The organism is Streptomyces sp. P6-2-1 (assembly GCF_050613165.1).
In the GTDB taxonomy this organism is placed as follows: Bacteria; Actinomycetota; Actinomycetes; order Streptomycetales; family Streptomycetaceae; genus Streptomyces.
Genome location: NZ_CP192513.1, coordinates 5,376,737 through 5,402,294, shown reverse-complemented (window position 1 = coordinate 5,402,294; position 25,558 = coordinate 5,376,737). Strand labels below are relative to the sequence as shown.

Below are 25,558 nucleotides of genomic sequence, written 5' to 3'. Positions count from 1 at the left end.
CCGATGAATTCCGTCACGCGCCATGGTCATCACTGACCTACGGATGTACGGACACGTCGCGCCACTCGGCGCGTCATGTCCCCGCGCCCCACACGCGCCGTCCCTTCCCCTTCCCGAATCAGGAGAACCCGATGAGCTATCAGCAGATGTTCTTCGTCAACCTCGTTGTCGATGACCTCGCCGTTTCGAAGAAGTTCTTCACCGACCTGGGCTTCCGCCTCAACGAACAGTTCAGCGACGACCGGACCGCGAGCGTGGTCATCAGCGACGCGATCGTGGCGATGCTGCATACGCGGGACCGCTTCGCGCAGTTCACGCCTGCGGGCAAGAAGCCTGCGGACGCAAAGGAGACGACCGAGGTGCTCCTGACGCTGAGTGCGCGCAGCCGGGAGGAGGCCGACATGCTCGCCGACCGCGCGCTCGCGTCGGGCGGCAGCCCCGCTCGCGAGGCCGAGGACCACGGCTTCATGTACGGGCGTTCCTTCACCGACCCCGACGGCCATGTCTGGGAGGTCGTGTGGATGGACCCGGCGCAGGTCCAGGGATGAACCGCGCGACGTCGCGTCACGGTGGCGGGCGTACGTGACGCCGCGTGCGTCGCGCGCCATGTCGCGGCGTACCCGGCGCGCGACGTAGCGCTCAGTCCAGCACCACGACGTCCTGGGCGTCGAAGCCGACGTGTACGTGATCCCCGCGCTCCGGCGCCTCGTGCAACGCGCACGTCGCCTCGATCTCCGGCGCGTCGTGCGGACGCAGCCGCACGGAGACGTGGGTGCCGTGAAAGGTCCGCGCGACGACCTCGCACGGAAGGCCTCCCGGCTCCGCGACGAGGCGGACTCCCCCGGGCCGTACGAGCACCGTGTGCTCTCCCGGTGCCACCGCTGCCGCTCCCCCGGCGAGCGGCAACCTTCCCCACGGCGTATCCACGCGGCGTCCCGCGACCCGGCCCGGTACCACGTTGGCGAAGCCGAGGAAACGCGCCACGAACGCATCGGCCGGCCGGCGCCAGACGTCGAGGGGCGCCCCGGACTGCGCGATCGCCCCGTCGCGCATGATGACGACGCGATCGGCGAGGGCGAACGCCTCTCCCTGATCGTGCGTCACGGCGAGCACCGTGGTGCCCAGCCCGGTGAACAGCTCGCGCAACTCCTGCACGAGCCGTTCGCGCAGCGTCCGGTCGAGCTGGCCGAACGGCTCGTCGAGCATGAGCAGGCCCGGTCGAGGCGCGAGCGCACGGGCCAGGGCGACGCGCTGCTGCTCGCCGCCCGAGAGAGAAGCGACCCCGCGACGTCCCGCGTCGGCGAGCCCGACGAGCGACAGCAACTCGGCCACGCGCTCCTCACGGACGCTCGCCGGCACACGTCGCATACGCAGCCCGAACGCGACGTTGCCCGCGACGTCGCGCTGCGGGAAGAGCTGGTGGTCCTGGAACATGAGCCCCACACCGCGCCGGTGCACCGGTACGTCGCGCTGGTCCTCGCCCCCGAGCCACACGCGCCCCGCGTCAAGCGGTTGCAAGCCCGCGACCGCGCGGAGCAGCGTCGACTTCCCGCTACCGCTCGGACCCAGGACGCAGACGACCTCGTGCGCACGTACCGACAGATCCACCGTGTCGAGCGCCGGCCTGCGGCTCCCGAAGCGCACGGTGACACCTTCGACGCGCAACGCCGCGCCGCCCTCGGCTCCCTCTTGCCGGGCGGCCACGACGTGCGACATCGCCACCCGCGACGTATCCACGTCGCGCGCGGCGTCTTCCGCGACGTCCTGGCGCCGTGCACGGCTGAAGCGCGGCATCAGTGCGACCTCTCCTTCGTACGGGGCCCCTCGGCGGGGCCGTTGAGCGCCCGGTCCTGGCGCGGTGCCGGAGCCGGGCGCGCATCAGTGGCAGTGGGGGCGCGCGACCGTCCAGGGGCGGACGAGGCCGCGCCCCCGTCGCGCAAGTCGCGCGGGCGCAGCCGTTCCAGGACGAGCAGGGAGACCACGCACACCAGCATCAGGACGGTGGAGAGTGCCATTGCCTGCCCGTAGTTCAGGTCGCCGGGACGCCCCAGGAGTCGCGCGACAGCGACGGGCAGCGTCGGGTTGTCGGGGCGGGCAAGGAAGACGGTGGCACCGAACTCACCCAGTGACACCGCGAAGGCGAAACCGGCGGCCACGAGCACCGCGCGACGTACCAGCGGCAGATCGACCTCCCGCCACACCCGCCAGGGCGCAGCACCGAGTACCGACGCGGCGTCGCGGAGGCGCTGGTCGACGGCGCGCAGGACGGGAAGCATCGTCCGTACGACGAACGGTGCTCCCACGAGCGCCTGGGCGAGCGGGACGAGGATCCAGGAAGCACGCAGATCGAGCGGCGGCTCGTCGAGTGCGATGAGGAACCCGAAGCCCACGGTGACGGCCGAGACACCGAGCGGCAGCATCAGCAACGCGTCGACGCCGCGGAGCAATCGCGACAGACCGCCGCGCCGTCCGCCCCGCCCGCGTCGTTCCCGGCTGAGAGCGACGGCGGCGAGACTGCCCACGGCGAGAGCGATGAGCGTCGCCACGGCGGCGTAGCGGAGCGAATTGCCGACCGCCGCGATCGGGGCGACGAGGAAGGTGCCCCCGTCGGCGGCCCCGAGAGCCCGGAAGTAGGTCAGCCCGAAACCGTCCGGGGTGTCGACGGCGCGCAGGACGAGCACGGCCAGCGGCAGCACGAGAAGGACCGCGATGACGCCCAGGACGCCGCCCAGCAGCATCCACTGCACCACGCCGCGTGGCCGCCGCGCCGTACGCGACGGGTCCACGAGCCGCAACGTGCTCTCACCCTTGCGCACCACCCATGCGTGGAGAGCCAGCACCGCCACGACCGCGCCCAGCTGGACGAGCGTCAACACCGCCGCCGTGGAGAGGTCGAGCAGCTGCGCCGTTTGCCGGTAGATCTCCACCTCAAGCGTCGAGTAGGCCGGGCCCCCGAGGATCTGCACGATCCCGAACGATGTGAAAGTGAAGAGAAACACCATCAACGCTGCCGATGCCACGGCCGGTACGAGTGCGGGCATCGTGACGGTGCGCCAAGCCGCCCAGCGCGAGGCGCCCAGGGTCCGCGCGGCGTCTTCCTGCCGTGGGTCCAGCTGCGCCCACAGGCCGCCCACCGTGCGCACCACGACGGAATAGTTGAAGAAGACGTGGGCCGCGAGGATCGCCCACACCGTGGTGTCGAGGCGCACGCCCCACAGCTCGTCCAGCAGCCCGCCGCGTCCGAGTACGGCGAGGAAAGCGCTGCCGACCACGACGGTGGGCAGGACGAACGGCACCGTGACAACGGCACGCAGCGCCCCCTTCCCGGGGAAGGCGAAGCGCGCGAAGACGTACGCCCCGGGCAGCGCCAGGAGCAACGTCAACGCCGTCGAGGCCAGGGCTTGCCACGTCGTGAACCAGAGCACATCGCGTATGTCGCCTCGCCCCAGGACGTCGGTGACGGCGCCGAGCTGCCACCCCGCCGACGTGTGCAGGCCACGCCCCACGATCGCCGCGACGGGGTAGCCGAAGAACAAGGCGAAGAAGAGTACGGGGCCCGCGAGGAGAAGCAGCGGCGCGATGACGCGACGTCGCGCCGCGGCACGTGACGTGGTGGGGCGCGGGCGCGCGGGACGTCGCGACGTGTCCGCGCGACGTACGTCGCGCACCGGCGCCTCGTGCGACGCCCACCGCGACGACGTCCCGCGCGTCCTCACTTGACGACCAGTGAGGTCCAGGCGCTGATCCAGTCCTCACGGTGTTCGGCGATCTTCTGCGGCGCGACGGTCCGCGCTCCGTCGGCGCTCGCCCCATACCGCGTGAACAGATCCGGCAGCGGCGTCCCCTTGACGACGGGATTGACGAACATCTGAAGCGGCATGTCCCGCTGGAAGGTATCGCTCAGGAGGAAGTCGAGGAACGCCTTGCCGCCCTCAGGGTTGGGCGCGCCGTCGAGCAGCCCCGCGAACTCCGTCTGCCGGAAGCACGTCCCCGTGGCGACGCCCGTGGGAGCGTCCTTGGGCTGTGGGTCCGCGTAGAGGACCTCGACGGGCGGGCTGGAGGCGTACGAGACGACGAGCGGCCTGTCGCCGCCGGCCTTGCGACCGCCCGCGGAGCCCGAGAACTCCTCGTTGTAAGCCTGCTCCCAGCTGTCCACGACCTTGACGCCGTTGGCGCGGAGCTTCTTCCAGTAGGTCTTCCAGCCCTGCTCCCCGTACTGCGCGACGCTGCCGAGGAGGAAGCCGAGCCCCGGCGAGGACGTCGCGGTGTTCTCCGTGACGAGCAGGTTCTTGTAGGCAGGATCGGCGAGATCGTCGAGTGTCTGCGGCGGCGCCAGCTTCTTGCCCTTGAAGTACTTCTTGTCGTAGTTGACGCAAATGTCGCCCGTGTCGACGGGAGTGACGCGATGGCGCGTTCCGTCGAGCCGGAGACCGGCGGGCACCGCGGAGAGGCCCTTCGCCTCGTAGGGCTGGAAGACTCCCTGGTCCAGGGCGCGGGACAGCAGCGTGTTGTCGACGCCGAAGAACACGTCGCCCTGGGGGTGCCCCTTGGTGAGGACGGCCTGGTTCACCGCCTGCCCTGCGTCGCCGCTCTTGAGAACTTTGAGGCGGTACCCGGTCCGCTCCTGGAACTTCTTCAGCACGCCCTTGGACGCGGCGAAGGAGTCGTGGGTGACGAGTGTGACGGTCTTGCCGCTCGACGAGCCGGCATCGTTCCCCGAGTCGTCGCCACAGGCGGCAAGGCCCGTGGCGGCCAGACCCGCCGCGACTATGGCGGCGACGGTCCTGCGGCGGGTGGTCATGGATTCCTCCTGGAGTGGCCAGGAGAAGACGCGGCCCTGCCCGCGGCCGACGAGGCCGCAGGCAGGGCACAACAGCATGAGTGGTGTCCGAACTCCCTACCCGGAATGACCCGGGCGAGGTTCAGAGGGTCTGCGACCTGTACACCGATGACCAGTGTGATGTCGCACTCTCAGCGCTGCGGCGCTCCCCTGTCGGAATGTGTACGTCGTACGGAGTATGAAGATGTCGCGCTCCCGGACACGCCGCGAGCGATGGTGCTCGCACACCCTATCGCTACGCCGCACGGGGCCTACAGGTCGCACACCCCCCGCGCCGTCCCTCCGCCCCGCCATGTGCCACGCGCCGCCGCACCGTATGTCGCGCCGCCGCGTGGTACGCGGCGGCGCCTCGTACCACGCCGCCCCGTACCACGCCGCCTCGCGCCGCGCGGCACGGCTCCGCTCAGCGCTCCGCCGCCGCCAGCTGCCCGCACGCGCCGTCGATCTCCTGCCCCCGCGTATCGCGCACCGTCACCGGCACACCGTGCGCCGCGATCGCGTCCACGAAGGCACGCTCGTCCTCCGGGCGCGACGCGGTCCACTTCGACCCGGGCGTCGGGTTGAGCGGGATGAGGTTGACGTGCACGCGCTTGTTCTTCAGGAGCCGGCCCAGGAGGTCGCCACGCCACGCCTGGTCGTTGATGTCACGGATGAGCGCGTACTCGATGGACACCCGGCGCCCCGACTTCTCCGCGTACTCCCACGCGGCGTCGAGAACCTCGCGGACCTTCCACCGCGTGTTGACGGGCACCAATGTGTCCCGCAGCTCGTCGTCCGGGGCGTGCAGCGAGACGGCGAGCCTGCACTTGAACCCTTCGTCCGCGAAGCGATGGATCGCGGGCACCAGGCCCACCGTGGACACGGTGATGCCGCGCTGCGAGAGCCCGAGCCCGTCCGGCTCCGGGTCGGTGAGCCGTCGGATCGCGCCCACGACGCGGTTGTAGTTGGCGAGGGGCTCCCCCATGCCCATGAAGACGATGTTGGAGAGCCTCGCCGGTCCGCCGGGAATCTCCCCGTCGCGCAGCGCGCGCATGCCCTCGACGATCTGGTGCACGATCTCGGCCGTCGAGAGGTTGCGGTCCAGGCCGGCCTGCCCCGTCGCGCAGAAGGGGCAGTTCATCCCGCAACCCGCCTGGGAGGAGATGCACATGGTGACGCGGTCGGGGTAGCGCATGAGCACCGATTCGACGAGCGTGCCGTCGAAGAGGCGCCACAGCGTCTTGCGCGTCGTGTCGTCGTCGCACGAGATGTGACGCACGACCGACATCAGCTCGGGCAGCAGCTCCTCCTGGAGCCGTCCCCGCGCCGCGGCGGGGATGTCGGTCCACTGCGCGGGGTCCTGCGCGTAGCGGGCGAAGTAGTGCTGCGAGAGCTGCTTGGCGCGGAAGGGCTTCTCGCCGATGGCGGCGACGGCCTCCTTGCGCTCGGCGGGGCTGAGGTCGGCGAGGTGGCGAGGGGGCTTCTTGGCACCGCGCGGCGCGACGAAGGTGAGTTCTCCCGGTGCGGGCGGCATGGGCCAGTACTCCTCAAATACGGTGCGGCGTCGCGCGCCCCTGGGGACGCGACGACACGCCGGGTGGGCGCCTCGGGGCGGCGTACGGTGCACGCGACGTCGCCGCGCGGGGCGCGACGCGGCGTGCGCCCGTACAAGAAAGGGTCCGCCGTACATCACGGCGGACCCTTTCAGCGTAACGCGCGCCCGGACCTCATTCCGAGCCGAAGGACGGACCTCGGCCGGAGTCCGGCTCCCGGGGCCCCGGCCCGAGCGCCGCCGGGGCCTCAGCCCGAGCCGACGAACAGGACGAGCAGCAGCCACACGACGGGTGCCGTGGGCAGCAACGAGTCGAGCCGGTCCATGATGCCGCCGTGGCCGGGAAGCAATGTCCCCATGTCCTTGATCCCCAGGTCCCGCTTGATCATCGACTCACCCAGGTCACCCAGGGTGGCACTGGCCGCGACGGCGATGCCGAGGAGCAGGCCCTGCCACCACTGTCCGTCGTCGATCATGAACTGCATGAGCAGCGCCCCGGCGACCATCGCGAAGCTCACCGCGCCGAACAGCCCCTCGCGCGTCTTGCCGGGGCTGATGCGGGGAGCCAGCTTGTGCGTGCCGAAGCGCCAGCCCACCGCGTACGCCCCGGTGTCGCTGACGACCGTGAGCACGAGGAAGAGCAGCACCCGCCGCGGCCCGTCGTCCGCGGTGAGCAGCAGCGCGACGAACGTCGCGAGGAACGGCACGTAGAACGTCGCGAACACGCCCGCCGTGACATCCCGCAGGTAGCCCTCCGGCGGCTGGAACATCCGCCACACGAGCACGACGAGCGCCGTCAGCGCCATCGCCACCCACGCGCCCTCGGCGCCCCGCACGTAGCCCGCGACGACCATCGCGACGCCGCCCGCCGCGAGCGGGATCAGCGGCGCCTTGATCTGCTTGCGTTCGGCCAGGCGGGAGGTCAACTCCCACAGGCCGACGACGACGGCGACCGCTATGACGCCGACGAAGACGGCCTTGACGATGAACAACGACGCGACGACAACGACACCGAGACCGAGACCGACCCCTATGGCCGCGCCCAGGTTCCGGCCGGCGCTCTTCTTCTGCCGGCCGGGGCTCGGTGCCGAGGACGACTGCGCGGGCGTCGGGGACGGCTGCGCGGCCGGGGAGACGGGGGGTACGGGATCGGGCCGGCCGGGCTCCCGCGGCACCTCGTCGCGGAACAGGGGAGCACTCAGCCGAGCGGCCCCCCGGTCGTCGTCCTGGTCGCCGCCGTTCGCGGGTACGTCGGGCACGATGGGCATGGGCCGAGTCTCTTGGACGTCATGCCCTTCGTACACGGGACCCGCCGAGGCAGCCCCCTGTCCGGAGGTGGGCCACGGCTCGCCGTATCCGGTGCGGGACGGCGCGTCCCAGGAAGAGTCGTTCATCAGACCTCAAGCAGCTCGGATTCCTTGTGCTTGAGCAGCTCGTCCACCTGCGCGACGTACTTCGCGGTGGTGTCGTCGAGCTCCTTCTCCGCGCGACGTACCTCGTCCTCGCCGGTCTCCTTGTCCTTGACCAGCTTGTCGAGGGCGTCCTTGGCCTTGCGGCGCACGGCGCGGATCGAGACGCGCGCGTCCTCGCCCTTGGTCCGCGCGACCTTGATGAACTCCTTGCGGCGTTCCTCGGTCAGCTCGGGGAAGACCACCCGGATGATGTGGCCGTCGTTGCTCGGGTTGACGCCGAGGTCCGAGTCGCGAATGGCCTGCTCGATGTTGCGCAGCGCGCTCTTGTCGAACGGGGTCACGACCGCCATACGGGGCTCGGGCACCGAGAACGAGGCGAGCTGGTTGATCGGCGTCAGCGCCCCGTAGTAGTCCGCGACGATCTTGTTGAACATCGCCGGGTGCGCGCGACCGGTACGAATGGCAGCCAAGTCCTCCTTGGCGACCACCACGGCCTTCTCCATCTTCTCCTCTGCTTCGAGGAGGATCTCTTCGATCACCACTTGCTCCTGCGTGTCTTGAGTTGGCCTGATGAGGTTCGTCCCGCCGCGGGGGCGAGAGGCGCACAGGTCCGGCTGCGTCGCTTCCGTACTGCACGGTGTCCGAGCGACGGGGCTTTGTCCATCCCGTCACCCGGCGGCGGCGCTCCGTGCTCGCCCGCGAGGGCGGCCGGAGCACGCGGCGGTCAGGCCCGAGTGCCCTGGTCGCTCACGAGCGTGCCGATCTTCTCACCCTTGACCGCCCGGGCGATATTGCCCGCGGTCAGCAGCTCGAAGACGAGGATCGGGAGCTGGTTGTCGCGGCAGAGGGTGATGGCGGTCATGTCGGCGACCTTGAGGTCGCGCGTGATGACCTCGCCGTACCCGAGCGCGTCGAACTTGACGGCGTCGGCGTTGGTCTTCGGGTCCGAGTCATAGACGCCGTCCACGCCGTTCTTGCCCATGAGGAGGGCTTCGGCGTGGATCTCCAGGGCGCGCTGCGCGGCGGTGGTGTCGGTGGAGAAGTAGGGCATCCCCATGCCGGCGCCGAAGATGACGACGCGCCCCTTCTCCAGGTGCCGCACGGCGCGCAGCGGGATGTACGGCTCGGCGACCTGCCCCATCGTGATCGCCGTCTGGACACGGGAGTCGATGCCCTCCTTCTCCAGGAAGTCCTGGAGCGCGAGGCAGTTCATGACCGTGCCGAGCATGCCCATGTAGTCGGAGCGCGCGCGGTCCATGCCGCGCTGCTGAAGCTCGGCGCCGCGGAAGAAGTTGCCTCCGCCGATGACGACGGCGATCTGCGCACCGTCGCGTACGACGGCGGCGATCTCGCGCGCGATGGTGTGCACCACGTCGGGGTCGACCCCGAGCCCGCCACCACCGGCGAACGCCTCACCGGACAGCTTCAGCAAGAAGCGGCCGGCGCCCTTGCCGTGCACGCTGGAATCGGTGGTTTTGTCGGCTTCGGCCGTCGTCATGGGGTTCTCCTCGTGATGCACATAGCAAGAAGGCCATTGCCGGCGGGCGTTGTGGGCACCCCGTGCACGGCAATGGCCTCCTCGTCAGATCAGCGCCTTGTTCCGCGCCCAGTGGGGCACGGGACAAGAGGCTCTCCGTCCCGTCCGGCGGGCACCGGGCGGGAGCTGAGCCGGTCGTGGTACGGACTCAGATGCCGACCTTGATGCGCACGAAGCGCTTCAGGGTGACACCGGCCTCGTCCAGGACCTTCTTGACGGACTTCTTGTTGTCCTTGGCGAACGGCTGGTCGAGGAGGGTGACCTCCTTGAAGAAGCCGTTGACGCGACCCTCGACGATCTTGGGGAGCGCGGCCTCGGGCTTGCCCTCGTTGCGCGAGGTCTCCTCGGCGACGCGACGCTCGGACTCGACGACGTCGGCCGGGACGTCCTCGCGCGAGAGGTACTTCGGCGCGAAGGCGGCGATGTGCTGCGCGACGTCCTTGGCGACCTCGGCGTTCTCCTTGTCGAGCTCGACGAGAACACCGATCTGCGGCGGCAGGTCGGGCATCGTGCGGTGCATGTACGCCGCGACGTAGCCGCCGGAGAACTGCGCGAAGCGGTCGAGGACGATCTTCTCGCCGAGGTTGGCGTTGGCCTCGTCCACGTACGCCTGAACGGTCTTGCCGGGCTCGATCTCGGAGGCGAGAAGGGCCTCCAGGTCGGCGGGGGACGACTTGGCGATGTGCTCGGCGAGGGTGTTGGCGACGGCCTGGAACTTCTCGCCCTTGGCGACGAAGTCGGTCTCGCACTTCAGCTCGACGAGGACACCCGAGGTGTGGTCGTCGGCGAGAAGGGAGATGACGGCGCCGTTCTCGGCGGAGCGGCCCTCGCGCTTGGCGACGCCCTTCTGGCCCTTGACGCGGAGAAGCTCGACGGCCTTGTCGACGTTGCCCTCGGCCTCGTCGAGCGCCTTCTTGCAGTCCATCATGCCGGCGCCGGTCAGCTCGCGGAGCTTCTTGACGTCGGCAGCGGTGTAGTTCGCAGCCATGATCCTGTGAGTCTTTCTCGAAGTCTGGAGGGCGCGGTCCGTACGGCGCGTTCCCTGCCGCCGCCACCAGAGGGTGAGCGGCGTGGACACCCTCGGACCGCGGGATTCTACGGGTGGACGGCGGGGGCCTCGTGGCCCCCGCCGTCGCCAACCCCGGAAGGTCAGGCCTGCTCGGCCGGCGCCTCGGTGGTCTCGGCGACCGCGGCCTCGGCGGCCGGAACCTCGGCGACCTCGGCGTCGGCGACCTTCTCGGTCTCGGCGGAGGTCTGGACCTCGGCCTCAGCGGCGGCCTCGTCCTTCTTGTCGCCGTCGAGCAGGTCGCGCTCCCACTCGGCCAGCGGCTCACCGGCGGCCTTCTCGCCCGGCTTGGAGTCACCGGTGGCGGCGCCGGAACGGGCGATGAGGCCCTCGGCGACGGCGTCGGCGATCACGCGGGTGAGCAGGGTGACGGAGCGGATCGCGTCGTCGTTGCCCGGGATCTTGTAGTCGACCTCGTCGGGGTCGCAGTTGGTGTCGAGGATCGCGACGACCGGGATGTTGAGCTTGCGCGCCTCACCGACGGCGATGTGCTCCTTCTTGGTGTCCACGATCCAGACGGCGCTGGGCACCTTCTGCATCTCGCGGATACCGCCGAGCGTCTTCTCCAGCTTGGCCTTCTCGCGGGAGAGAACGAGCAGCTCCTTCTTGGTGAGGCCGGAGGCGGCCACGTCCTCGAAGTCGATCTGCTCCAGTTCCTTCAGACGCTGGAGGCGCTTGTAGACGGTGGAGAAGTTGGTGAGCATGCCGCCCAGCCAGCGCTGGTTCACGTAGGGCATGCCGACGCGGGTGGCCTGCTCCGCGATGGCCTCCTGCGCCTGCTTCTTCGTGCCGACGAACATGACCGTGCCGCCGTGGGCGACGGTCTCCTTGACGAACTCGTAGGCGCGGTCGATGTACGACAGCGACTGGAGCAGGTCGATGATGTAGATGCCGTTGCGCTCCGTGAAGATGAAGCGCTTCATCTTCGGGTTCCAACGACGGGTCTGGTGACCGAAGTGGACGCCGCTTTCCAGCAGCTCCCGCATCGTGACGACGGCCATGGCCGTATCTCCTTGTTTTCCCGGTTGCGCCGGCCGGTCGGCCGACGCTCCTGACGCCCCGGTCGCGCTGCGCCACAAGGGACCGAGAAGCGCGGACATCGGAGAACCCACCGTCGTACGGGGCGAATCCCACCGATGTCGGGGCGTGCGAAGTCGATCCGGGACCCCGGATCGCCACGAGAAGTGTACGGGACCGCCACGCTTCCGGGTGACGGCGATATCCGTAACGGGCCAGTTATCCACAGATCGCCAGAAAGTGGCGCCTCCCACCTTGCGCATACGTCACTCTTTACTCACGGAGAGCGACTCTCCGTGATCGTGCGCGGTGCAGTCCCGCCTGCGCACCGGTCTGACCTGCACAGAGAAAGGCGAGGGTCACTCATGGCGACCACCCCTGGGAGTTCACTTCGCGCCCGCTCGCTGCTGCGCCTGGGCGCGGCAGCCCTCGCAGCAGCGACTGCCACTCTCGCGGCCTCACTGGCGGCCTGGGCGGCCACATGGGCCACGCAAGAAAACCCGGAGGGCGCCCCGCACAGCTGTACGGCGAACCGGGCCCCCGCGACGGCACCTCCTGCGGCACAGCCCCCGCCGCGAACGCACACCGCCGACTGCCCGGAGCGGCGCCGCTCCGACAAAAAGGAGCCCGCTTCATCCCGTACGACTACCACTCGTACGACCGGCACTCGTAAGACAAGCAGTACATCGGTGCGGGAATCCACAGCCTCAAGGCGCAGTGGCGGCGGTACGGGGGAAGGCGGCCGTGCGAAGGAACAGGCCTCCTCTCCCGCTCCGGACCCCGGCGCGCGCTCCTGGCCGGTGTCCTCGCCGCCCCCGGTGCTGCGCGGCTGGGAGCCTCCGGCCACTCCGTACGGACCCGGGCACCGCGGCGTCGACCTGGGAGCGCGCGAGGGCACGGTCGTACGGGCGGCAGCGGCCGGCCGGGTCGTCTTCGCCGGGCCCGTGGGGGGCCGCGGGGTGGTGAGCGTGGAACTGCCCGGCACCGGCAGCCCGCCGCTGCGGACGACGTACGAGCCCGTCGTGGCGTCCGTCCGCAAGGGGGACATTGTCGACGCGGGGCAGCCGCTCGGCATCCTGAGCGGAACCGGCGCCTACCACTGCGGGACTCCGTGCCTGCACTGGGGTCTGCGGCGCGGGAAGACGTACCTCAACCCGCTGAGCCTGCTGCCGCCCGAGCTGCTCGGACTCGGCCCGTCCCGGCTGTTCCCGCCGTCCGGCCCCCTCCCGCTCCCTCCGGCGCCGTCAGTCGCCTCGGCGGGCCCCGCCGCGCACGCTCCGCTCCCGCCGCCCTCCCACCGGCACGCCGCGCGGCGGGCTTCCACGCGGCGACCCGTTTCGGTTTCCGCTGCGGAACGGCCGCTCCCGGCCTCCTCGGAGGAGCGGCAACCGCACGCGGCCGCTTCACATGGCAGGCCCACCGCGGACAGCCTGGGCCGGCCCACCCGCAGGGAGCGGCGAATCAGCGGCCGGTCACTCCGCGCAGAGCGAGGGCGACGGCCGCGTCGGCGATCTTCCCCGGCTCCTCGACGACCCCGAGCTCGATCCGTCGCACGGCGGCATCGACGACACCCTGGAGGAGCATCGCCGCGAGACGCGGCTCCTCGTGGCCGAGTTCGCTGAGCGCCTCCACGACGAGACCGACGAGGCCGCCGTGCGCGGCGCGGATCTTCTCGCGCGCACCGCGGTCGAGTTCGCTGGCGGAGATCGCGGCGACAGCACGGTGCCTGCGGTCCCCGACCAGGTCCAGCTGGCGCCGCACGTACGCCTCGACCTTCCCCGCCGCGGTGGGCGCCTCCGTCATGGCGAGTTCGACCTCGGCGGCCCAGACAGGGAAGTCGACGGCGCAGAGTTCCTCGACGACGGCGCCCCGGGAACGGAAGTACTCGTAGACCGAGGACCGGGCGAGGCCGGTGCGCTCGGCGAGCGCGGGGAAGGTCAGCGCTTCGGTTCCGCCTTCGGACAGCAGGGTCCGCGCGGCGTCCAGCAGGGCACTGCGCTGCATCGCTCGGTGCTCGGCCACGGAGGCCGCTCGAATCCTTGGCACCCGTCCACTTTACGGACGTCGCTTCCCTCGGCCCAGGGCGCGGGGTGCCGATACATGAAAGGAGGTCAAATTCTGGCAAAGCGCACCGCTCGCCGAGGAATCCGGCCGCCACTGGTAGGGCGCCATGTCCCACCCCGCCACCGCGGGCAGGTCCCCACGCCGCATCCGGCCCCGCGGCGTCCCCCGCGCTCCGCGTCCTGCCCTCAGGTGTCGAAGCTCGACAGTTTCGCGCGCAGCTGGAGCACGGACTTGGTGTGGATCTGACTGACCCTGCTCTCGGTCACGCCGAGGACGTGCCCGATCTCCGCGAGCGTGAGCCCTTCGTAGTAGTAGAGCATCACCACGGTCTTCTCGCGGTCCGGCAGGGAGTTGATGGCACGCGAGAGCAGTCGGCGCAGCTCGCGCCCTTCCGCGACCTCGACGGGGTTGTCGGCCCCGGTGTCCTCCAGGGTGTCCATGATGCTGAGCCGGCCGCCCCCCTCACTGCCGACGCTGAGGAGTTCCTCCAGCGCCACGACGTTGGCGAGGGACAACTGACTGAAAACGGCGTGCAGGTCCTCCACGCCCACGCCCATCTCACGTGCCACCTCCGCCTCGGTGGGGGTGCGGTGGAGCTTCGCCTCCAGCGTGGCGTAGGCGCGTTCGACGTTGCGCGCCTTCTGACGGACGGAGCGCGGAATCCAGTCGAGGGCGCGCAGTTCGTCGATCATGGCACCCCGAATCCGGGTGATCGCGTAGGTCTCGAACTTGATGGACCGCTCGATGTCGAACTTCTCGATCGCGTCGATCAGCCCGAAGACCCCGGAAGAGACGAAGTCCGCCTGCTCGACATTGGGGGGCAGGCCGACACTGACGCGGCCAGCGACGTACTTCACGAGGGGCGAGTAGTGCAGGATCAGCTGCTCGCGCAGCCGTGCGTCCCCGGTCGTCTTGTACATGCGCCACAGTTCGTCCACCGACTGGGGCGCGCGGCGCTGGACACTGTCGCCACCGGCGGCAGGGGGAGCCGCCGCGCTGTCGGAGTCGGAGATCTGCTGGGGCATGCGTCGCCTTGGGTCGTTCTGGGCCGAACTGAGGTGTTCGTCTGCGGGGTTGTGGATACGGGCCGGGCCCGCGGGGGCGGGGGCCGCCCGGTCGCCTGCGGAGAGTGGGAGTGTCGTGAGCGTAGCGTGACTACGGTGCCGCAATGTGCGCATGTTAGGGGATCACGCGTTTGCAGATACGTTCCGCTCCCCCGGCGAGACCCCACGTGCCGTCACGCTCCGCAATGGCTCCCCGCGCTCCACCCGCGGGCCGACGGGGACTTGAGGCCCCGTCGGCCCGCTCACGTCACACGCGACCACCGCGTTCGTGCCCCGGGGAAGCCGTGGTCCGCGTCCGGCGTGTCAACTGCCAGCCGTCACCGTCCCGTTCGACAAACCCGAGGGCCTGGAGCTCGTACAGGCGCGCGATGGCGTCGTCCTTGGCGGTGACAGCGGCCAGAGCGACACTCTCCGCGGACACCAGTCCGCGCGCGGGCATCGCGGCGAGCACGTCCGCCGCCTCAGGGCTCAGCAGATCTCTTGGTACGAGGGGCCCACGCCGTTCCGGGGCCAGTTCGCCGATCTCCCCGACCAGCTCCACGATCTCGGCCGCGTCCGTCACGAGGTGCCCCTGGCCGCGCAGGAGTTCGTGCACTCCCGCGGAGAGGCCGCTGGTGGCGGGACCAGGAACTCCCATGACGTGGCGCCCCAGACGCCCGGCCGCGCGGGCGGTGACGAGCGCCCCGCTTCGCAGCGCGGCCTCGACCACCACGGTCCCGCGGGTCAGTGCGGCGATGACCCTGTTGCGCGTGACGAAGCGGCTGGGGGTGGGGTGCTCCCCCGGCGGCAGCTCCCCGATCAAGAGCCCCTGCTCGGCGATCCGTGCGAGGAGGCGCGCATGCCCCGGGGGATAGCAGCGGTCGATGCCACAGGCGAGCACCGCCACCGTGCCCCCGGCGACACCCAAGGCCCCGCGATGCGCCGCTCCGTCGATCCCGAACGCTCCCCCGGAGACGACGACCCAGCCCCGTTCCGCAAGGCCGACGGAGAGCGCCCCTGCCATATAGGTGCCGTAGTCGGTGCAGGCCCGCGCCCCCACGACGGCGACTGCCCGCAGCGACCACATGCGCAGGTCAGCGGGCCCGCGCACCCACAGCCCGAAGGGGCGGATGTCCTGGAGATCGTCGAGCTGCGAAGGCCATTCCAGGTCCCCCGGGCACACGAACCTCCCGCCCACCGCCGCGGCGCGCACCAGATCCTGCTCCGGGTCCGCGCGCAGCGCCCTCGCGGTCAGCCCTTCCCAACGGGCCCTCGTGAAGCCCTTGGGGGGCTCCTTGCCCGCACGCAGGCGTTCCAGGAGCGGCGAGGCCCCACCGCTGGTGCGCAGCAGGACGCCGGTCTTCGGTTCGCCCGGTTCGAGCACCCTGCTGAGGGCGGCGCGCGCCAGGCGTTCGGTGTCGCTCGCCCCGGCCGGCGTGGGGTTCGCCTCACTCATGCGGGGGCTCCCGTCGTGAGTGCGGCTCCGCGTCGTACGCCGGTACGCAGCTCCAGAGCCAGCGCCAAGGCCGCCGCGTCGGGGCGGTCGTGGCCCGCCAGATCGGCGAGGGTCCAGGCGACGCGCAGCACCCGGTCGAGCCCCCGGGCTGTCAGCAAGCCGCGCTCCAGGTCTCTGGCGACGGTGTCCAGAGCACCGGGGGCGAGTGGCCAGCGCGTACGCAGCTCATGGCCTGGAACCTCGCTGTTGCAGTGCCACGGCTCGTCGCGATACCGGGCGAGCGCGCGTTCCCGCGCCTCGCGCACTCGCGCGGCCACGACGCTCGTGGACTCGTTGTCCGAGCGATCCCGGTGCAGTTCCGCCCGGCCGATGGGATCGACCCGGACGTGGAGGTCCACGCGGTCCAGCAGCGGGCCGGAGATCCTGGCCTGATAGCGCCGCACCAGGGCCGGCGGGCACTCGCAAGGGTCGCCCACGAGGCCGCTGCGGCCGCACGGACAGGGATTGGCCGCGAGCACCATGAGGAACTTCGCCGGCAACCGGACCACCCCCGCGGCACGCGCGATCACCACGTACCCCGATTCGAGCGGCTGCCGCAGGGAGTCGAGCACCTGACCGTGGAACTCGGGAGCCTCATCGAGAAAAAGCACTCCACGGTGGGCCAGCGAAACGGCGCCCGGTCGGGGCAGCCCGGCGCCGCCGCCCACGAGCGACTGCATCGTCGCCGAGTGATGCGGCGCGCAGTACGGGGGTGCTTCCACCAGCGGCCGCCCGGGCGGGAGCATGCCCGCCACCGAGTGCACCGCGGTGACCTCCAGGGACTCGGGACGGGTCAGCGGCGGCAGAATGCCCGGCAGCCGCTCCGCGAGCATGGTCTTCCCCGCACCCGGCGGCCCGTGCAGCAGCAGGTGGTGGCCGCCGGCGGCGGCGACCTCCAGGGCACGGCGAGCGGTGTGCTGTCCCGCGACATCCGCGAGGTCCGGCTGCCGGTCCGTGAGGCCGGAAGCGGCACCGGTCCCGAACCCCGCGCCCGGCATCGACAGACCTGCGTGCAGAGGATCAGGACGGCCGGGGGCGAGTGGCTCCTCCTCCGGTACCGGTTCGCCCGCGAGTACGGCGACGAGCTGGCGCAGGCTGCGCACCCCCAGGACGGACATCCCGGGCACGAGGGCAGCCTCGGCCGCGGAACCCTCCGGGACGACCACGTGCCGGTACCCGGCATCGGCGGCGGCGAGGACACCGGGCAGGATGCCGCGCACCGGCCGGACGCGTCCGTCGAGGCCCAGCTCGCCGATCATCACGAGGTCGGCGAGCGCGGCGGGGGCGATCCGCTCCGTGGCGCCGAGGACGGCGCAGGCGACCGCGAGGTCGAATCCGCTGCCGCTCTTGGGGACCGACGCGGGGCTCAGCCCGACCGTCAGCTTCTTCTGCGGCCACTCGGCGCCGGAGTTGACCACGGCGGCGCGCACCCTGTCGCGGCTCTCGACCAGGCTTTTGTCGGGCAGCCCGACGAGGGTGAAGGCGGCGACACCCGGTTCCAGGTCGGCCTGGACCTCGACCACCACCGCGTCGATGCCGAGCAGGGTGACCGAGCAGGTACGGGCGAAGCCCATTCAGCCCACCCCCCGCACGTGCTCGATCTCAGGAGCCCCCGACCGTCGCGGGACGAGGACCCCCACGAGATCGATGCGCACTCCTCCCGGCGGCGCCCCTCCGTGCCTGCTCAGCCACAACTCGGCGAGCCGCCGCAATCGGTCCACCTTCGCGCCCCGTACCGCCGCCATCGGGTGCTCGAACCCCCCGGCCTTGCGGGTCTTCACCTCGCAGATGACCAGGGTGTCGCCGTCCAGGGCGACGATGTCGACTTCACCGGCCCGGCCGCACCGCCAATTGCGTGCCACGATCCGCAGCCCTGAAGTGCGGAGCGACCTCACTGCGGCTTCCTCGCCGTACTTGCCCAGTGCCGTTCTGGTGTTCACGGACACCACCTCCTTCCTCACTGACTGTGACGGACGAAGAGAGGGCACGGGAGGGCTCGACGAAAATCTGTGGATAACTTGGAAGAAAAAGAAAAATCGACCACCCGTTCGGGTGAGGCGTGTCGGCGAAAACGCAGAGTTATCCCCAGGCCGGTCTCGGTACCCGGCTTCCTGATGTATGGGGACGGCCGAGCAGACATGACGGAGGGGCCCCACGCCTGCGCGCCGGGCCCCTCCGGTTGGTTCGGTTCGTCGTTCGGTTTCGCCGTCGTCGCTGTTCAGCCGCCGGGAAGGTCCAGGTCGGTCTTGTTCAGCTCCTCGATGTTCACGTCCTTGAACGTGAGCACCCGCACCTGCTTCACGAAGCGCGCGGGGCGATACATGTCCCAGACCCAGGCGTCCGCCATAGACACCTCGAAGAACACCTCGCCCTGCACCGAGTGCACCTGCATCTCGTAGTCGTTCGTCAGGTAGAAGCGCCGCTCGGTCTCGATCACGTATTTGAACAGGCCGACGACGTCGCGGTACTCCCGGTAGAGCTTCAGCTCCATCTCGGTCTCGTACTTTTCGAGGTCCTCGGCGCTCATGGCAGTTCCCCTTCAGCCGTGCGTCCCCCCATTGTGCGCCTGCCCATCCACTCTCAGGCGATTTCCGTGGCGAGGATCTCGGGCACCGGTGGCGGCCCCTCGCGCAGCAGACGCCGCAGGAGCGACGCGAGCCGGGTCGGATACACCGTCTCCGACGTGGCCTCCAGCTCGTCGCAGGTCCACCACCGGACGCCGTCCACACTGCTGCGCTCCAGCTCGGTCAGCCCCTCCGCGACTGTGGCGGTCTGCGCCGTACGGGCGAGGTAGTACCACTCGTCCTGCTCCCAGCGCCGGCCGGCGAAGGGGAAGGAACAGGTCCGCCTCCACAGGAGGGGCCCCAGGGCGACCTCCGTGATCCCTGTCTCCTCCCTCAGCTCCCGCAGAGCCGCCTGCTCACGCGTCTCGTCCCCCTCCAAGCCGCCGCCGGGAGTGAACCACCAGGCGTCGGACGCGTCCCCGGGCTCGTGTCCGTGGATCAGGAGGATGCGGTCGTCCGGATCGAGCAGGACGACCCGCGCTACGCGGCGTAGCGAAGAGGTGTCGCGGGGCGCAGCGGCCCGGGAGGTCGGGTACGGCGCGGCGGCGCGCGCGGCGGCGGTCGGCGCGGCGTCTCCGGAGCGCCGCGCCACGTTACGCAGCGTCGCGTCGTACGCGCCGGGCGAGGCGTCGTCCCCCGACGCCGCCCCGTCGCGGAAGCTCACCGTCGGGTCATCTCCACGCGCCACGCCGGCCCCAGGCGCCGCGTCGTCCCCGTACGCCGCATCGTCCCCGTGCGCCGCGCCATCCCGCCACGTACCGCCGCCCGCGTGTGTGTCCGCGTCTCCACCGCCCTCAGACCGCACTCGTCGCCGCCTCCCTCCGGCGTCGCGCGGCGCGACGTCGCTCGCCGCGTCGCGCGAGGGGGCCGTACGCCGCCCCGCCGAGGATCAGTACGGCGCCGAGCACGACGGAGCCGAGGAGCAGGCGCAGGGGTCCCGGCGTGGAGATGCCGCCCGGGAGCCCGGCGAAGCCGCTCGGGCGCTCCAGCATGCCGCGCCAGGGCAGGACGACGGCGTCCACGCGCGCCGAGACCGCGGAGCGGGGCACGGAGCCGCGCGCGACATCGTCGAGGTGGGCGGTGGAGTCGAGGGAACCCGCACGCTCGTCGCCGAGAACGAAGAGTCGGCCCTTCGGCACGACCGTCTCGGGCAGCCGCGTACCGCTGTGCGCGGCGTCGGTGGGGAGGTAGGGCTCGGCGATCTGTTCGCCGTTGACGGTGAGACGGCCGTCGGTGCAGCAGGCGACCTTGTCGCCGCCGACGGCCACGACGCGTTTGACCAGCGTCTCTTCGCCCCAAGTGCGGTCCTTGAAAACGACCACGTCGCCGCGGCGCACCTGGTCACCCGATATGCGCTGCCCGAGCACGCGGTCCCCCGCGTCGATGGTCGGGGTCATCGAAGGCGTGGGCACCGTGTACGGCCGGTACTCCCACGCCCCCCAGGCGAACCCACCGACGAGGAGCACGAAGCCCAGCGCGACGACGATGCCGGACAGCACGTTTCCCCTACGGCTTCCGGGCGGGGCCGTACCGGATGATGCGCTCATGGTGGTGCCCCCAGATGGAACGGTGCGTCACCGGGCCGGCGCACCCGGCACACGGGGCGTCCGGCCGCGGTGATCGCCGGTCTGGGGAGGCACCCTACCCGTCGGTACGCTCGGCAGAAAGCCTGCGCCTGCGCCAGAGCACGAGCGGGAAAGCACCCACGAGGCCGAGGGCAGCGGGGGCGGTCGCGGAGGCCGCCGCGTTGATGCCGGACTGGTGGAAGGTGCCGGGCACCGAGAGGGTGGACCAGCGGTTCGGCGGCCAGGCGATCACGAAGGCGCGGCCGATGACGTTGTCGACAGGGACGAATCCCTGGTTGCGGTCGGTCTGGTGGTACCGCGAGTCGGCGGACGCCTGACGATGGTCACCCATCACCCAGAGCTTGCCCTTGGGGACCTTGACCTTGAACTGGCCGCCCTCGTCGACCGAGCAGGCCGTGTTCCCCTGGAAGACGTAGGGCTCGTCGAGCGGCTTCCCATTGACCTTGAGGGGTCCGGTGCCGTTGCACTCGACGGTGTCCCCGCCGACGCCGATGACGCGCTTGATCAGGTCCTTCTCGTCCGCCGATGGCATCAGCCCGATGAAGCTGAGGCCCTTCTGGAGGATGTTGGGCGTGGGCGTGGGCTCGTTCTCCAGCCAGCGGTCCGGGTCCTTGAAGACGATCACCTCGCCGCGCGAGGGCTTCGAGCCGAACCACGGCGTGAGCTTGTCGACGAGCACCCGGTCGCTGACCTGGAGCGTGTTCTGCATCGAGCCGGACGGGATGGAGAACGCCTGCACCAGGAACGTCTTGATGATCAGCGCCAGGACCAGCGCGATGACGATGAGCAGCGGCAGTTCCTTCCAGAACGGCCGGGGCTTCTTCGGGGCGCTGGTCCTGCCATGTCCTCGCGGTGCGTCCGCGCCGGATTCGGTCACCTCAGGCTCCCGCCCTTCTCCGGCGCCGGCCGGTCCCGCGCCTCCCTGCTCCGGCTCTTCCGGCCCCTCGTGTCCGGACCGGGCGCCCACCGCGACGTCCCCCACGCTCACTCCTCACTTCGAGCCACTGCCCGCGCCGTACGAGGCGCAGGCCCATCACTCCCATAACGAGCGGGAGTTCCGCAGGGGTCGGGAGCGCGACGCCGGCCTTCGGCCGCGCCTGGGCCAGACTATGCGAGTCCTCTGTGTGCGCAGGCCACCCCGACGCCGCGTCGGGGACCCGCGCGAAGCGCTCCCTGTGGCCCGGCGTGGACCAGTTCCCCACGGGCCAGACAACGGCGATGGCCCGCCCTACCACGGCGTCCTCCGCGACGGTTCCGTCGTGGCCCGCCTCGCGGTGGAAACGGGAATCCCCCGAGTTCGCCCGGTGGTCCCCCAGCACGAAGAGGCGCCCGGCCGGTACATGGACTGTGAACTCCACTTCGGACGGCCTATTTCCCGCACGCACGTACGGCTCTTCGACGGCCTGGCCGTTGACGGTGACGCGTCCCCGCGCGTCGCAGCACGCGACGGTGTCGCCCCCGACGCCTATGACGCGTTTGATCAGGTCTTTCTCATCGGCGGACGGCAGCAGACCGATGAACGCCAAGCCCTTCTTCAGCTGCCGTACGGGGCCGGACGAGGTGTCCTGCCCCGGCGCCTCAGCCCCGAGCCAACCACCCGGGTCGCGGAAGACGACGACGTCGCCGCGGTGCACGTCGGCGCCGAACCACGGCGTGAGCTTGTCGACGACGACGCGGTCGCCGATCCGGAGCGTCTCCTCCATCGAACCCGACGGGATCACGAAGGCCTGCACGAAGAACGTCTTCAGGACGAGGGCGATGATCAGCGCCGCGCTCAGGAGGAGAGGGATCTCGCGCAACGTCGCGCGACGTCTGCGGCGCGCGACGCGACGTGCCCGCGCGCGACGTCCCACACGACCTACGTCGCGTCGCGTCCGGCTCTCCGCGTCATACGTCGCCTCCGCGGCGTCGTACCGGGCGTGCACCGCGTCGTACCCGGCGTGCGCGGCGTCGTACCCGGCGTGCGCGCCGTCGCCCGCGACGTTCGGGGCATCCCGGCCCTCGTACACGGCGTCGTGGGCCCCGGCCCCCTCCCGGCCCCCGTACGAGGCGTGCCACGTCGCGTCGGGTGACGATCCGGTCGCGTCGCGCGCCGCGACGTCGGGGTCGTCGTCGCCGTCCGCCGTTCCGCGCTGCCCCGGCTGTCCCCCGTGCCTACCCATGCGCCGCGGCGGACGGCGCCGGGACACGCGCGTAGGCGTCGCGTTGTTGCAGACCGCTCCAGCGGCTCGGTGGCCAGACCACCAGGTCCGCACGGCCACGTACGGCGTCGAGGGGGATCATGCCGCCGCCCGGGGAGCCGAGGTGGTCCCGGGAGTCGGCGGAGTCCGCGCGGTGATCACCGAGGACGAAGAGACGTCCGGCCGGGACCACGACGTCGAACGCGACGTCCGAAGGCTCGTCTCCCGCGTGGAGGAAGGGTTCGGTGACCGGCTTCCCGTTGATCGTGAGCCTGCCGTCCTTGGCGCAGCACCGCACTCGGTCACCCCCGATTCCCACGACGCGCTTGATGTAGTCGCCGTCACCGAAGTAGCCGGTGCCGTCGAAGACCACGACGTCGCCGCGGCGAGGCTCGCCGCCGAAACGGTACGCCAGTTTGTCGACCATGACACGGTCGCCGACGTGAAGCGCGGGTTCCATCGACGCGCTGGGAATCCCGAAGGGCTGCGCGACGAAGCGGCTCACGAGGAGCAGGGCGACGACCAGAGCGAGCCCCGCGACGGTCCAGGTGCCGCCGGGAAGCCAGGACAGACGAGAGCGCGACCCCTCCACCGCCTGGTCCGTCGCGTGCGCGGACGGACTCGGTACGGCGGAGCGGTCGCGCTCCGTGTCCTGCGTTTCGGTGTCCATGACGCCCCGATGGTATCGGGCGGCACTGTGGACCCCTCGGGCCGTGACGGCCCGGTGCGCGCTGCCTGCCGGCGGCGCGTGCGAGATCAGCTCTCGCGCTTCTCCTTGATCTTCGCGGCCTTGCCGCGCAGCTCACGGAGGTAGTAGAGCTTGGCGCGACGGACGTCACCGCGGGTCACCAGCTCGATCTTCTCGACGATCGGGGTGTGCACGGGGAAGGTGCGCTCCACGCCGACGGAGAAGGAGACCTTGCGGACCGTGAAGGTCTCGCGGACGCCCGAGCCCTGGCGGCGGATGACGACGCCCTTGAACTGCTGCACACGGGAGCGGTTGCCCTCGATGACGCGCACGTGGACGTTGACGGTGTCGCCGGGGCGGAACGACGGGAGGTCGCTGCGCAGCGACGCGGCGTCGACGGAGTCGAGCAGGTTGGACATGTGTGTCTGCTTCCTCGCTGATGCCACAGGTCATCAGCGGAACATGGTGATGAGTGAAGGGTGCCGCTTCGCCGGGCGGGCGTCGTTCCCCCTGTGGCAGGGGCGCGCGCCGGACGGACGGCAGCGGCCTATTCTTCCACGTCGGAGGGGGCAGGCCCAAATCGGCCGTCGGGCCCCTGCCGCCAGCCGAGGATCGAGAGCGTCTCGCGGTCCTTCTTGTCGAAGGCCGCGGGGTCGCACCGGGCGATGAGGTCGGGGCGGTGCGCGACGGTACGGCGCAGCGCCTCGTCGCGGCGCCAGCGCGCGATTCTGCCGTGGTGGCCGCTCAGCAGTACGTCGGGGATGCCGCGTCCGCGCCAGGACGGCGGCTTCGTGTAGACGGGGCCTTCGAGCAGGTCCGCCATAGCTCCGGGGGCGAAGGAGTCGTCGCGGTGCGACTCGGCGTTACCGAGCACGCCGGGCAGGAGACGCGCGACGGCCTCGGTGATGACGAGGACCGCCGCCTCGCCGCCCGCCAGCACGTAGTCGCCGATGGAGACCTCGTACACGGGCAGCCGCGTCGCGTACTCCTCCATGACGCGCCGGTCGATGCCCTCGTACCGCGCCGGTGTGAAGATCAGCCACGGGCGGGCGGACAGCTCGACGGCGAGCTGTTGGGTGAAGGGCCGGCCGCTCGGCGTCGGTACGACGAGAACCGGTTCGCGGGCTCCGGCCTCGTAGCCGTCCGCGAGCACCTCGTCGAGGGCGTCGCCCCACGGCTCGGTCTTCATGACCATCCCGGGCCCGCCGCCGTACGGCGTGTCGTCGACCGTGTTGTGACGGTCGTACGTCCAGTCGCGCAGGTCGTGCACGTGGACGTCGAGTTGCCCGCGGGCGCGCGCCTTGCCGACGAGGGAGACGTGGAGCGGGTCGAGGTACTCGGGGAAGATCGTCAGTGCGTCGAGGCGGAGCGAGGGGGCGACGGCAGCCGACGAGTCCGCGGCCGCGGGCTCGCGCGACGTGGCGGCACTGCGCGACGTGGCGGCGGTCACCGGGGGCCCTCGGGCGCGACGTCGCGCGACGTCGCGCTCTTCGCGTCGGACGTCGCGTGCGACGCCTCGTCCGCCGCCCCGTTCGTACGCGACGTGGCGTCGTCCGTACGCGACGTGGCGGGCGACGTGGCGTCGTCCGGCGTCGTGTCCTCGTCCGTACGCGACGTCTCCCGTTCCGAGGCGACGTCGGCCTCGTCCGGGTCGAGCAGCCCCCGCGGCGGGTCGATCACGGCGCGCTGTTCGTAGAGATCGATCTCGGTGACGATCTCCTCGACGAAGGGGATCATCACCTCGCTGCCGTCGGGCCGCTCGACGATGAAGAGGTCCTGCGAGGGAAGGTGTGAGATCTCCGTGATCCGCCCGATCTCCTGGCCGTCCTCGGTGACCACGTCGAGGTCCATGAGCTGATAGTCGTAGAACTCCTCGGGGTCATCGGGCACCTCCTCCGGATCGACCTCGGCGATGAGCAGCGTGTTGCGCAGCGCCTCCGCGGCGGTGCGGTCCTTCACCCCCACGAAGCGCAGCAGCAGCCGGCCGCTGTGCACCCGTCCCTGCTCGATCGTCAGCGGCCCGGCACCGGGCGGATCGGTCGCGAGCACGGCGCCGGGCGGCAGCCGCAGCTCCGGCTCGTCCGTACGCACCTCGACGGTGACCTCGCCCTTGATGCCGTGGGCGCGGCCGATCCGTGCGACTACCAGCTGCACTCTGGGGATCTCCTGTCCTGCTACGACGCCTGCGGCGACGTGGGTCCTGGTACGACGACGGGCCGGGACCGGCCCGAGGGCCCGCCCCGGCCCGCGCCGGTGCTGTGCTGTGTCCGGTGGGACCTCAGCGCATGTGCGAGTTCAGCGCACGTGGTCCACGTCGACGAGATCGACGCGGACGCCACGGCCACCGATGGCACCCATGACGGTGCGCAGGGCACGCGCGGTGCGGCCACTGCGACCGATCACCTTGCCGAGGTCGTCGGGATGCACCCGTACCTCAAGCACGCGCCCGCGGCGCAGGTTGCGCTCGGCGACCTGCACATCGTCGGGGTTGTCGACGATGCCCTTCACGAGGTGTTCGAGAGCCTCGTCGAGCAT

Annotated in this window: 25 protein-coding genes and 1 pseudogene; 2 read left to right on the top strand and 24 right to left on the bottom strand. The window is 70.9% G+C overall.

Features of this window, described 5'->3' with window-relative positions; translation table 11 throughout:
* Positions 1–131 precede the first annotated feature (131 nt).
* The gene (locus ACQYWQ_RS23080) at positions 132–548 is read left to right on the top strand and encodes a VOC family protein (RefSeq protein WP_431037147.1); all 417 of its coding nucleotides are present in this window, start codon (positions 132–134) and stop codon (positions 546–548) included.
* A 91-nt stretch (positions 549–639) separates the two neighbouring features.
* Here ACQYWQ_RS23080 and ACQYWQ_RS23075 read toward each other — a convergent pair whose 3' ends face one another.
* The 9 genes from ACQYWQ_RS23075 to rpsB all read right to left on the bottom strand — a co-directional run bounded on the left by ACQYWQ_RS23075 (position 640) and on the right by rpsB (position 11,387).
* On the bottom strand, positions 640–1,794 hold the full coding sequence (locus ACQYWQ_RS23075; RefSeq protein WP_431037145.1) for an ABC transporter ATP-binding protein: 1,155 nt from the start codon (positions 1,792–1,794) through the stop codon (positions 640–642).
* Entirely contained in the window at positions 1,794–3,581 is a 1,788-nt protein-coding gene (locus ACQYWQ_RS23070; RefSeq protein WP_431039308.1) for an ABC transporter permease, read from the bottom strand. Before ACQYWQ_RS23070 ends, ACQYWQ_RS23075 begins: the two co-directional genes overlap by 1 nt.
* Positions 3,582–3,712: 131 nt before the next feature.
* Complete coding sequence (locus ACQYWQ_RS23065; RefSeq protein ID WP_431039307.1) at positions 3,713–4,801, bottom strand: thiamine ABC transporter substrate-binding protein; 1,089 nt, start codon at positions 4,799–4,801, stop codon at positions 3,713–3,715.
* Between the two features lie 442 nt (positions 4,802–5,243).
* Entirely contained in the window at positions 5,244–6,353 is a 1,110-nt protein-coding gene (rlmN, locus tag ACQYWQ_RS23060) for a 23S rRNA (adenine(2503)-C(2))-methyltransferase RlmN (protein ID WP_030995513.1), read from the bottom strand.
* A gap of 266 nt (positions 6,354–6,619) precedes the next feature.
* A complete protein-coding gene (locus ACQYWQ_RS23055) occupies positions 6,620–7,765 on the bottom strand; it encodes a phosphatidate cytidylyltransferase (protein WP_431037143.1) in 1,146 nt (381 codons plus the stop codon).
* Positions 7,765–8,322 (bottom strand): ribosome recycling factor, encoded by a 558-nt coding sequence (gene frr, locus ACQYWQ_RS23050; protein ID WP_008745390.1) that lies wholly within the window; start codon positions 8,320–8,322, stop codon positions 7,765–7,767. The genes ACQYWQ_RS23055 and frr overlap by 1 nt, the downstream gene beginning before the upstream one ends.
* Positions 8,323–8,507: 185 nt before the next feature.
* Positions 8,508–9,281, bottom strand: coding sequence for a UMP kinase (gene pyrH, locus ACQYWQ_RS23045; protein WP_431037142.1), 774 nt, complete (start codon positions 9,279–9,281; stop codon positions 8,508–8,510).
* A 187-nt stretch (positions 9,282–9,468) separates the two neighbouring features.
* Complete coding sequence (gene tsf, locus ACQYWQ_RS23040) at positions 9,469–10,308, bottom strand: translation elongation factor Ts (RefSeq protein WP_431037141.1); 840 nt, start codon at positions 10,306–10,308, stop codon at positions 9,469–9,471.
* 161 nt (positions 10,309–10,469) lie between these two features.
* Positions 10,470–11,387 (bottom strand): 30S ribosomal protein S2, encoded by a 918-nt coding sequence (rpsB, locus tag ACQYWQ_RS23035; RefSeq protein WP_431037140.1) that lies wholly within the window; start codon positions 11,385–11,387, stop codon positions 10,470–10,472.
* A gap of 135 nt (positions 11,388–11,522) precedes the next feature.
* Here rpsB and ACQYWQ_RS23030 point away from each other — a divergent pair.
* Positions 11,523–12,500 (top strand): annotated as a pseudogene (locus tag ACQYWQ_RS23030) (murein hydrolase activator EnvC family protein); the annotation flags it as partial.
* 364 nt (positions 12,501–12,864) lie between these two features.
* Here ACQYWQ_RS23030 and ACQYWQ_RS23025 read toward each other — a convergent pair.
* The 15 genes from ACQYWQ_RS23025 to ACQYWQ_RS22955 all read right to left on the bottom strand — a co-directional run bounded on the left by ACQYWQ_RS23025 (position 12,865) and on the right by ACQYWQ_RS22955 (position 25,558).
* Positions 12,865–13,425, bottom strand: a complete 561-nt coding sequence (locus ACQYWQ_RS23025) for a TetR/AcrR family transcriptional regulator (protein ID WP_431037138.1) — start codon at positions 13,423–13,425, stop codon at positions 12,865–12,867.
* Positions 13,426–13,652: 227 nt separating this feature from the next.
* A complete protein-coding gene (gene whiG, locus ACQYWQ_RS23020; protein WP_431037136.1) occupies positions 13,653–14,492 on the bottom strand; it encodes an RNA polymerase sigma factor WhiG in 840 nt (279 codons plus the stop codon).
* A 286-nt stretch (positions 14,493–14,778) separates the two neighbouring features.
* Entirely contained in the window at positions 14,779–15,966 is a 1,188-nt protein-coding gene (dprA, locus tag ACQYWQ_RS23015) for a DNA-processing protein DprA (RefSeq protein WP_431037135.1), read from the bottom strand.
* Positions 15,963–17,579: a YifB family Mg chelatase-like AAA ATPase gene (locus ACQYWQ_RS23010; protein WP_431037134.1), complete on the bottom strand. Its 1,617-nt coding sequence runs from the start codon at positions 17,577–17,579 to the stop codon at positions 15,963–15,965. Before ACQYWQ_RS23010 ends, dprA begins: the two co-directional genes overlap by 4 nt.
* Positions 17,580–17,945 carry a YraN family protein gene (locus ACQYWQ_RS23005; RefSeq protein ID WP_431037132.1) on the bottom strand — a complete coding sequence of 122 codons (366 nt, stop codon included), beginning with the start codon at positions 17,943–17,945 and terminating at the stop codon, positions 17,580–17,582.
* Positions 17,946–18,223: 278 nt separating this feature from the next.
* Complete coding sequence (locus tag ACQYWQ_RS23000) at positions 18,224–18,532, bottom strand: DUF2469 domain-containing protein (RefSeq protein ID WP_007821609.1); 309 nt, start codon at positions 18,530–18,532, stop codon at positions 18,224–18,226.
* A 53-nt stretch (positions 18,533–18,585) separates the two neighbouring features.
* The gene (locus tag ACQYWQ_RS22995) at positions 18,586–19,161 is read right to left on the bottom strand and encodes an NUDIX hydrolase (RefSeq protein ID WP_431039306.1); all 576 of its coding nucleotides are present in this window, start codon (positions 19,159–19,161) and stop codon (positions 18,586–18,588) included.
* 202 nt (positions 19,162–19,363) lie between these two features.
* Positions 19,364–20,116: a signal peptidase I gene (gene lepB, locus ACQYWQ_RS22990; protein ID WP_431037131.1), complete on the bottom strand. Its 753-nt coding sequence runs from the start codon at positions 20,114–20,116 to the stop codon at positions 19,364–19,366.
* Between the two features lie 94 nt (positions 20,117–20,210).
* Positions 20,211–21,137 carry a signal peptidase I gene (gene lepB, locus ACQYWQ_RS22985; RefSeq protein WP_431037129.1) on the bottom strand — a complete coding sequence of 309 codons (927 nt, stop codon included), beginning with the start codon at positions 21,135–21,137 and terminating at the stop codon, positions 20,211–20,213.
* Positions 21,034–22,317, bottom strand: coding sequence for a signal peptidase I (lepB, locus tag ACQYWQ_RS22980; protein WP_431037128.1), 1,284 nt, complete (start codon positions 22,315–22,317; stop codon positions 21,034–21,036). The genes lepB (ACQYWQ_RS22985) and lepB (ACQYWQ_RS22980) overlap by 104 nt, the downstream gene beginning before the upstream one ends.
* Positions 22,310–23,005, bottom strand: coding sequence for a signal peptidase I (gene lepB, locus ACQYWQ_RS22975; protein WP_431037126.1), 696 nt, complete (start codon positions 23,003–23,005; stop codon positions 22,310–22,312). Before lepB (ACQYWQ_RS22975) ends, lepB (ACQYWQ_RS22980) begins: the two co-directional genes overlap by 8 nt.
* An 86-nt stretch (positions 23,006–23,091) precedes the next feature.
* A complete protein-coding gene (rplS, locus tag ACQYWQ_RS22970; RefSeq protein WP_008745407.1) occupies positions 23,092–23,442 on the bottom strand; it encodes a 50S ribosomal protein L19 in 351 nt (116 codons plus the stop codon).
* Positions 23,443–23,570: 128 nt separating this feature from the next.
* Positions 23,571–24,377, bottom strand: a complete 807-nt coding sequence (trmD, locus tag ACQYWQ_RS22965) for a tRNA (guanosine(37)-N1)-methyltransferase TrmD (protein WP_431039305.1) — start codon at positions 24,375–24,377, stop codon at positions 23,571–23,573.
* Positions 24,378–24,469: 92 nt separating this feature from the next.
* Positions 24,470–25,177 carry a ribosome maturation factor RimM gene (rimM, locus tag ACQYWQ_RS22960; RefSeq protein WP_431037125.1) on the bottom strand — a complete coding sequence of 236 codons (708 nt, stop codon included), beginning with the start codon at positions 25,175–25,177 and terminating at the stop codon, positions 24,470–24,472.
* A gap of 141 nt (positions 25,178–25,318) precedes the next feature.
* Positions 25,319–25,558 carry an RNA-binding protein gene (locus ACQYWQ_RS22955; protein WP_431037123.1) on the bottom strand — a complete coding sequence of 80 codons (240 nt, stop codon included), beginning with the start codon at positions 25,556–25,558 and terminating at the stop codon, positions 25,319–25,321.

Excerpts from the sequence above, each read along its gene's own strand:
- ACQYWQ_RS23000 (WP_007821609.1), bottom strand. The coding sequence starts at position 18,532 with ATGAGCGCCGAGGACCTCGAAAAGTACGAGACCGAGATGGAGCTGAAG.
- ACQYWQ_RS23075 (WP_431037145.1), bottom strand. The coding sequence starts at position 1,794 with ATGCCGCGCTTCAGCCGTGCACGGCGCCAGGACGTCGCGGAAGACGCC.
- whiG (WP_431037136.1), bottom strand. The coding sequence starts at position 14,492 with ATGCCCCAGCAGATCTCCGACTCCGACAGCGCGGCGGCTCCCCCTGCC.
- rpsB (WP_431037140.1), bottom strand. The coding sequence starts at position 11,387 with ATGGCCGTCGTCACGATGCGGGAGCTGCTGGAAAGCGGCGTCCACTTC.
- ACQYWQ_RS23080 (WP_431037147.1), top strand. The coding sequence starts at position 132 with ATGAGCTATCAGCAGATGTTCTTCGTCAACCTCGTTGTCGATGACCTC.
- lepB (WP_431037126.1), bottom strand. The coding sequence starts at position 23,005 with ATGGACACCGAAACGCAGGACACGGAGCGCGACCGCTCCGCCGTACCG.
- ACQYWQ_RS23065 (WP_431039307.1), bottom strand. The coding sequence starts at position 4,801 with ATGACCACCCGCCGCAGGACCGTCGCCGCCATAGTCGCGGCGGGTCTG.
- rplS (WP_008745407.1), bottom strand. The coding sequence starts at position 23,442 with ATGTCCAACCTGCTCGACTCCGTCGACGCCGCGTCGCTGCGCAGCGAC.
- lepB (WP_431037128.1), bottom strand. The coding sequence starts at position 22,317 with ATGGGTAGGCACGGGGGACAGCCGGGGCAGCGCGGAACGGCGGACGGC.
- pyrH (WP_431037142.1), bottom strand. The coding sequence starts at position 9,281 with ATGACGACGGCCGAAGCCGACAAAACCACCGATTCCAGCGTGCACGGC.
- tsf (WP_431037141.1), bottom strand. The coding sequence starts at position 10,308 with ATGGCTGCGAACTACACCGCTGCCGACGTCAAGAAGCTCCGCGAGCTG.
- ACQYWQ_RS23055 (WP_431037143.1), bottom strand. The coding sequence starts at position 7,765 with ATGAACGACTCTTCCTGGGACGCGCCGTCCCGCACCGGATACGGCGAG.
- ACQYWQ_RS22955 (WP_431037123.1), bottom strand. The coding sequence starts at position 25,558 with ATGCTCGACGAGGCTCTCGAACACCTCGTGAAGGGCATCGTCGACAAC.
- ACQYWQ_RS23010 (WP_431037134.1), bottom strand. The coding sequence starts at position 17,579 with ATGGGCTTCGCCCGTACCTGCTCGGTCACCCTGCTCGGCATCGACGCG.
- rlmN (WP_030995513.1), bottom strand. The coding sequence starts at position 6,353 with ATGCCGCCCGCACCGGGAGAACTCACCTTCGTCGCGCCGCGCGGTGCC.
- dprA (WP_431037135.1), bottom strand. The coding sequence starts at position 15,966 with ATGAGTGAGGCGAACCCCACGCCGGCCGGGGCGAGCGACACCGAACGC.
- lepB (WP_431037131.1), bottom strand. The coding sequence starts at position 20,116 with ATGAGCGCATCATCCGGTACGGCCCCGCCCGGAAGCCGTAGGGGAAAC.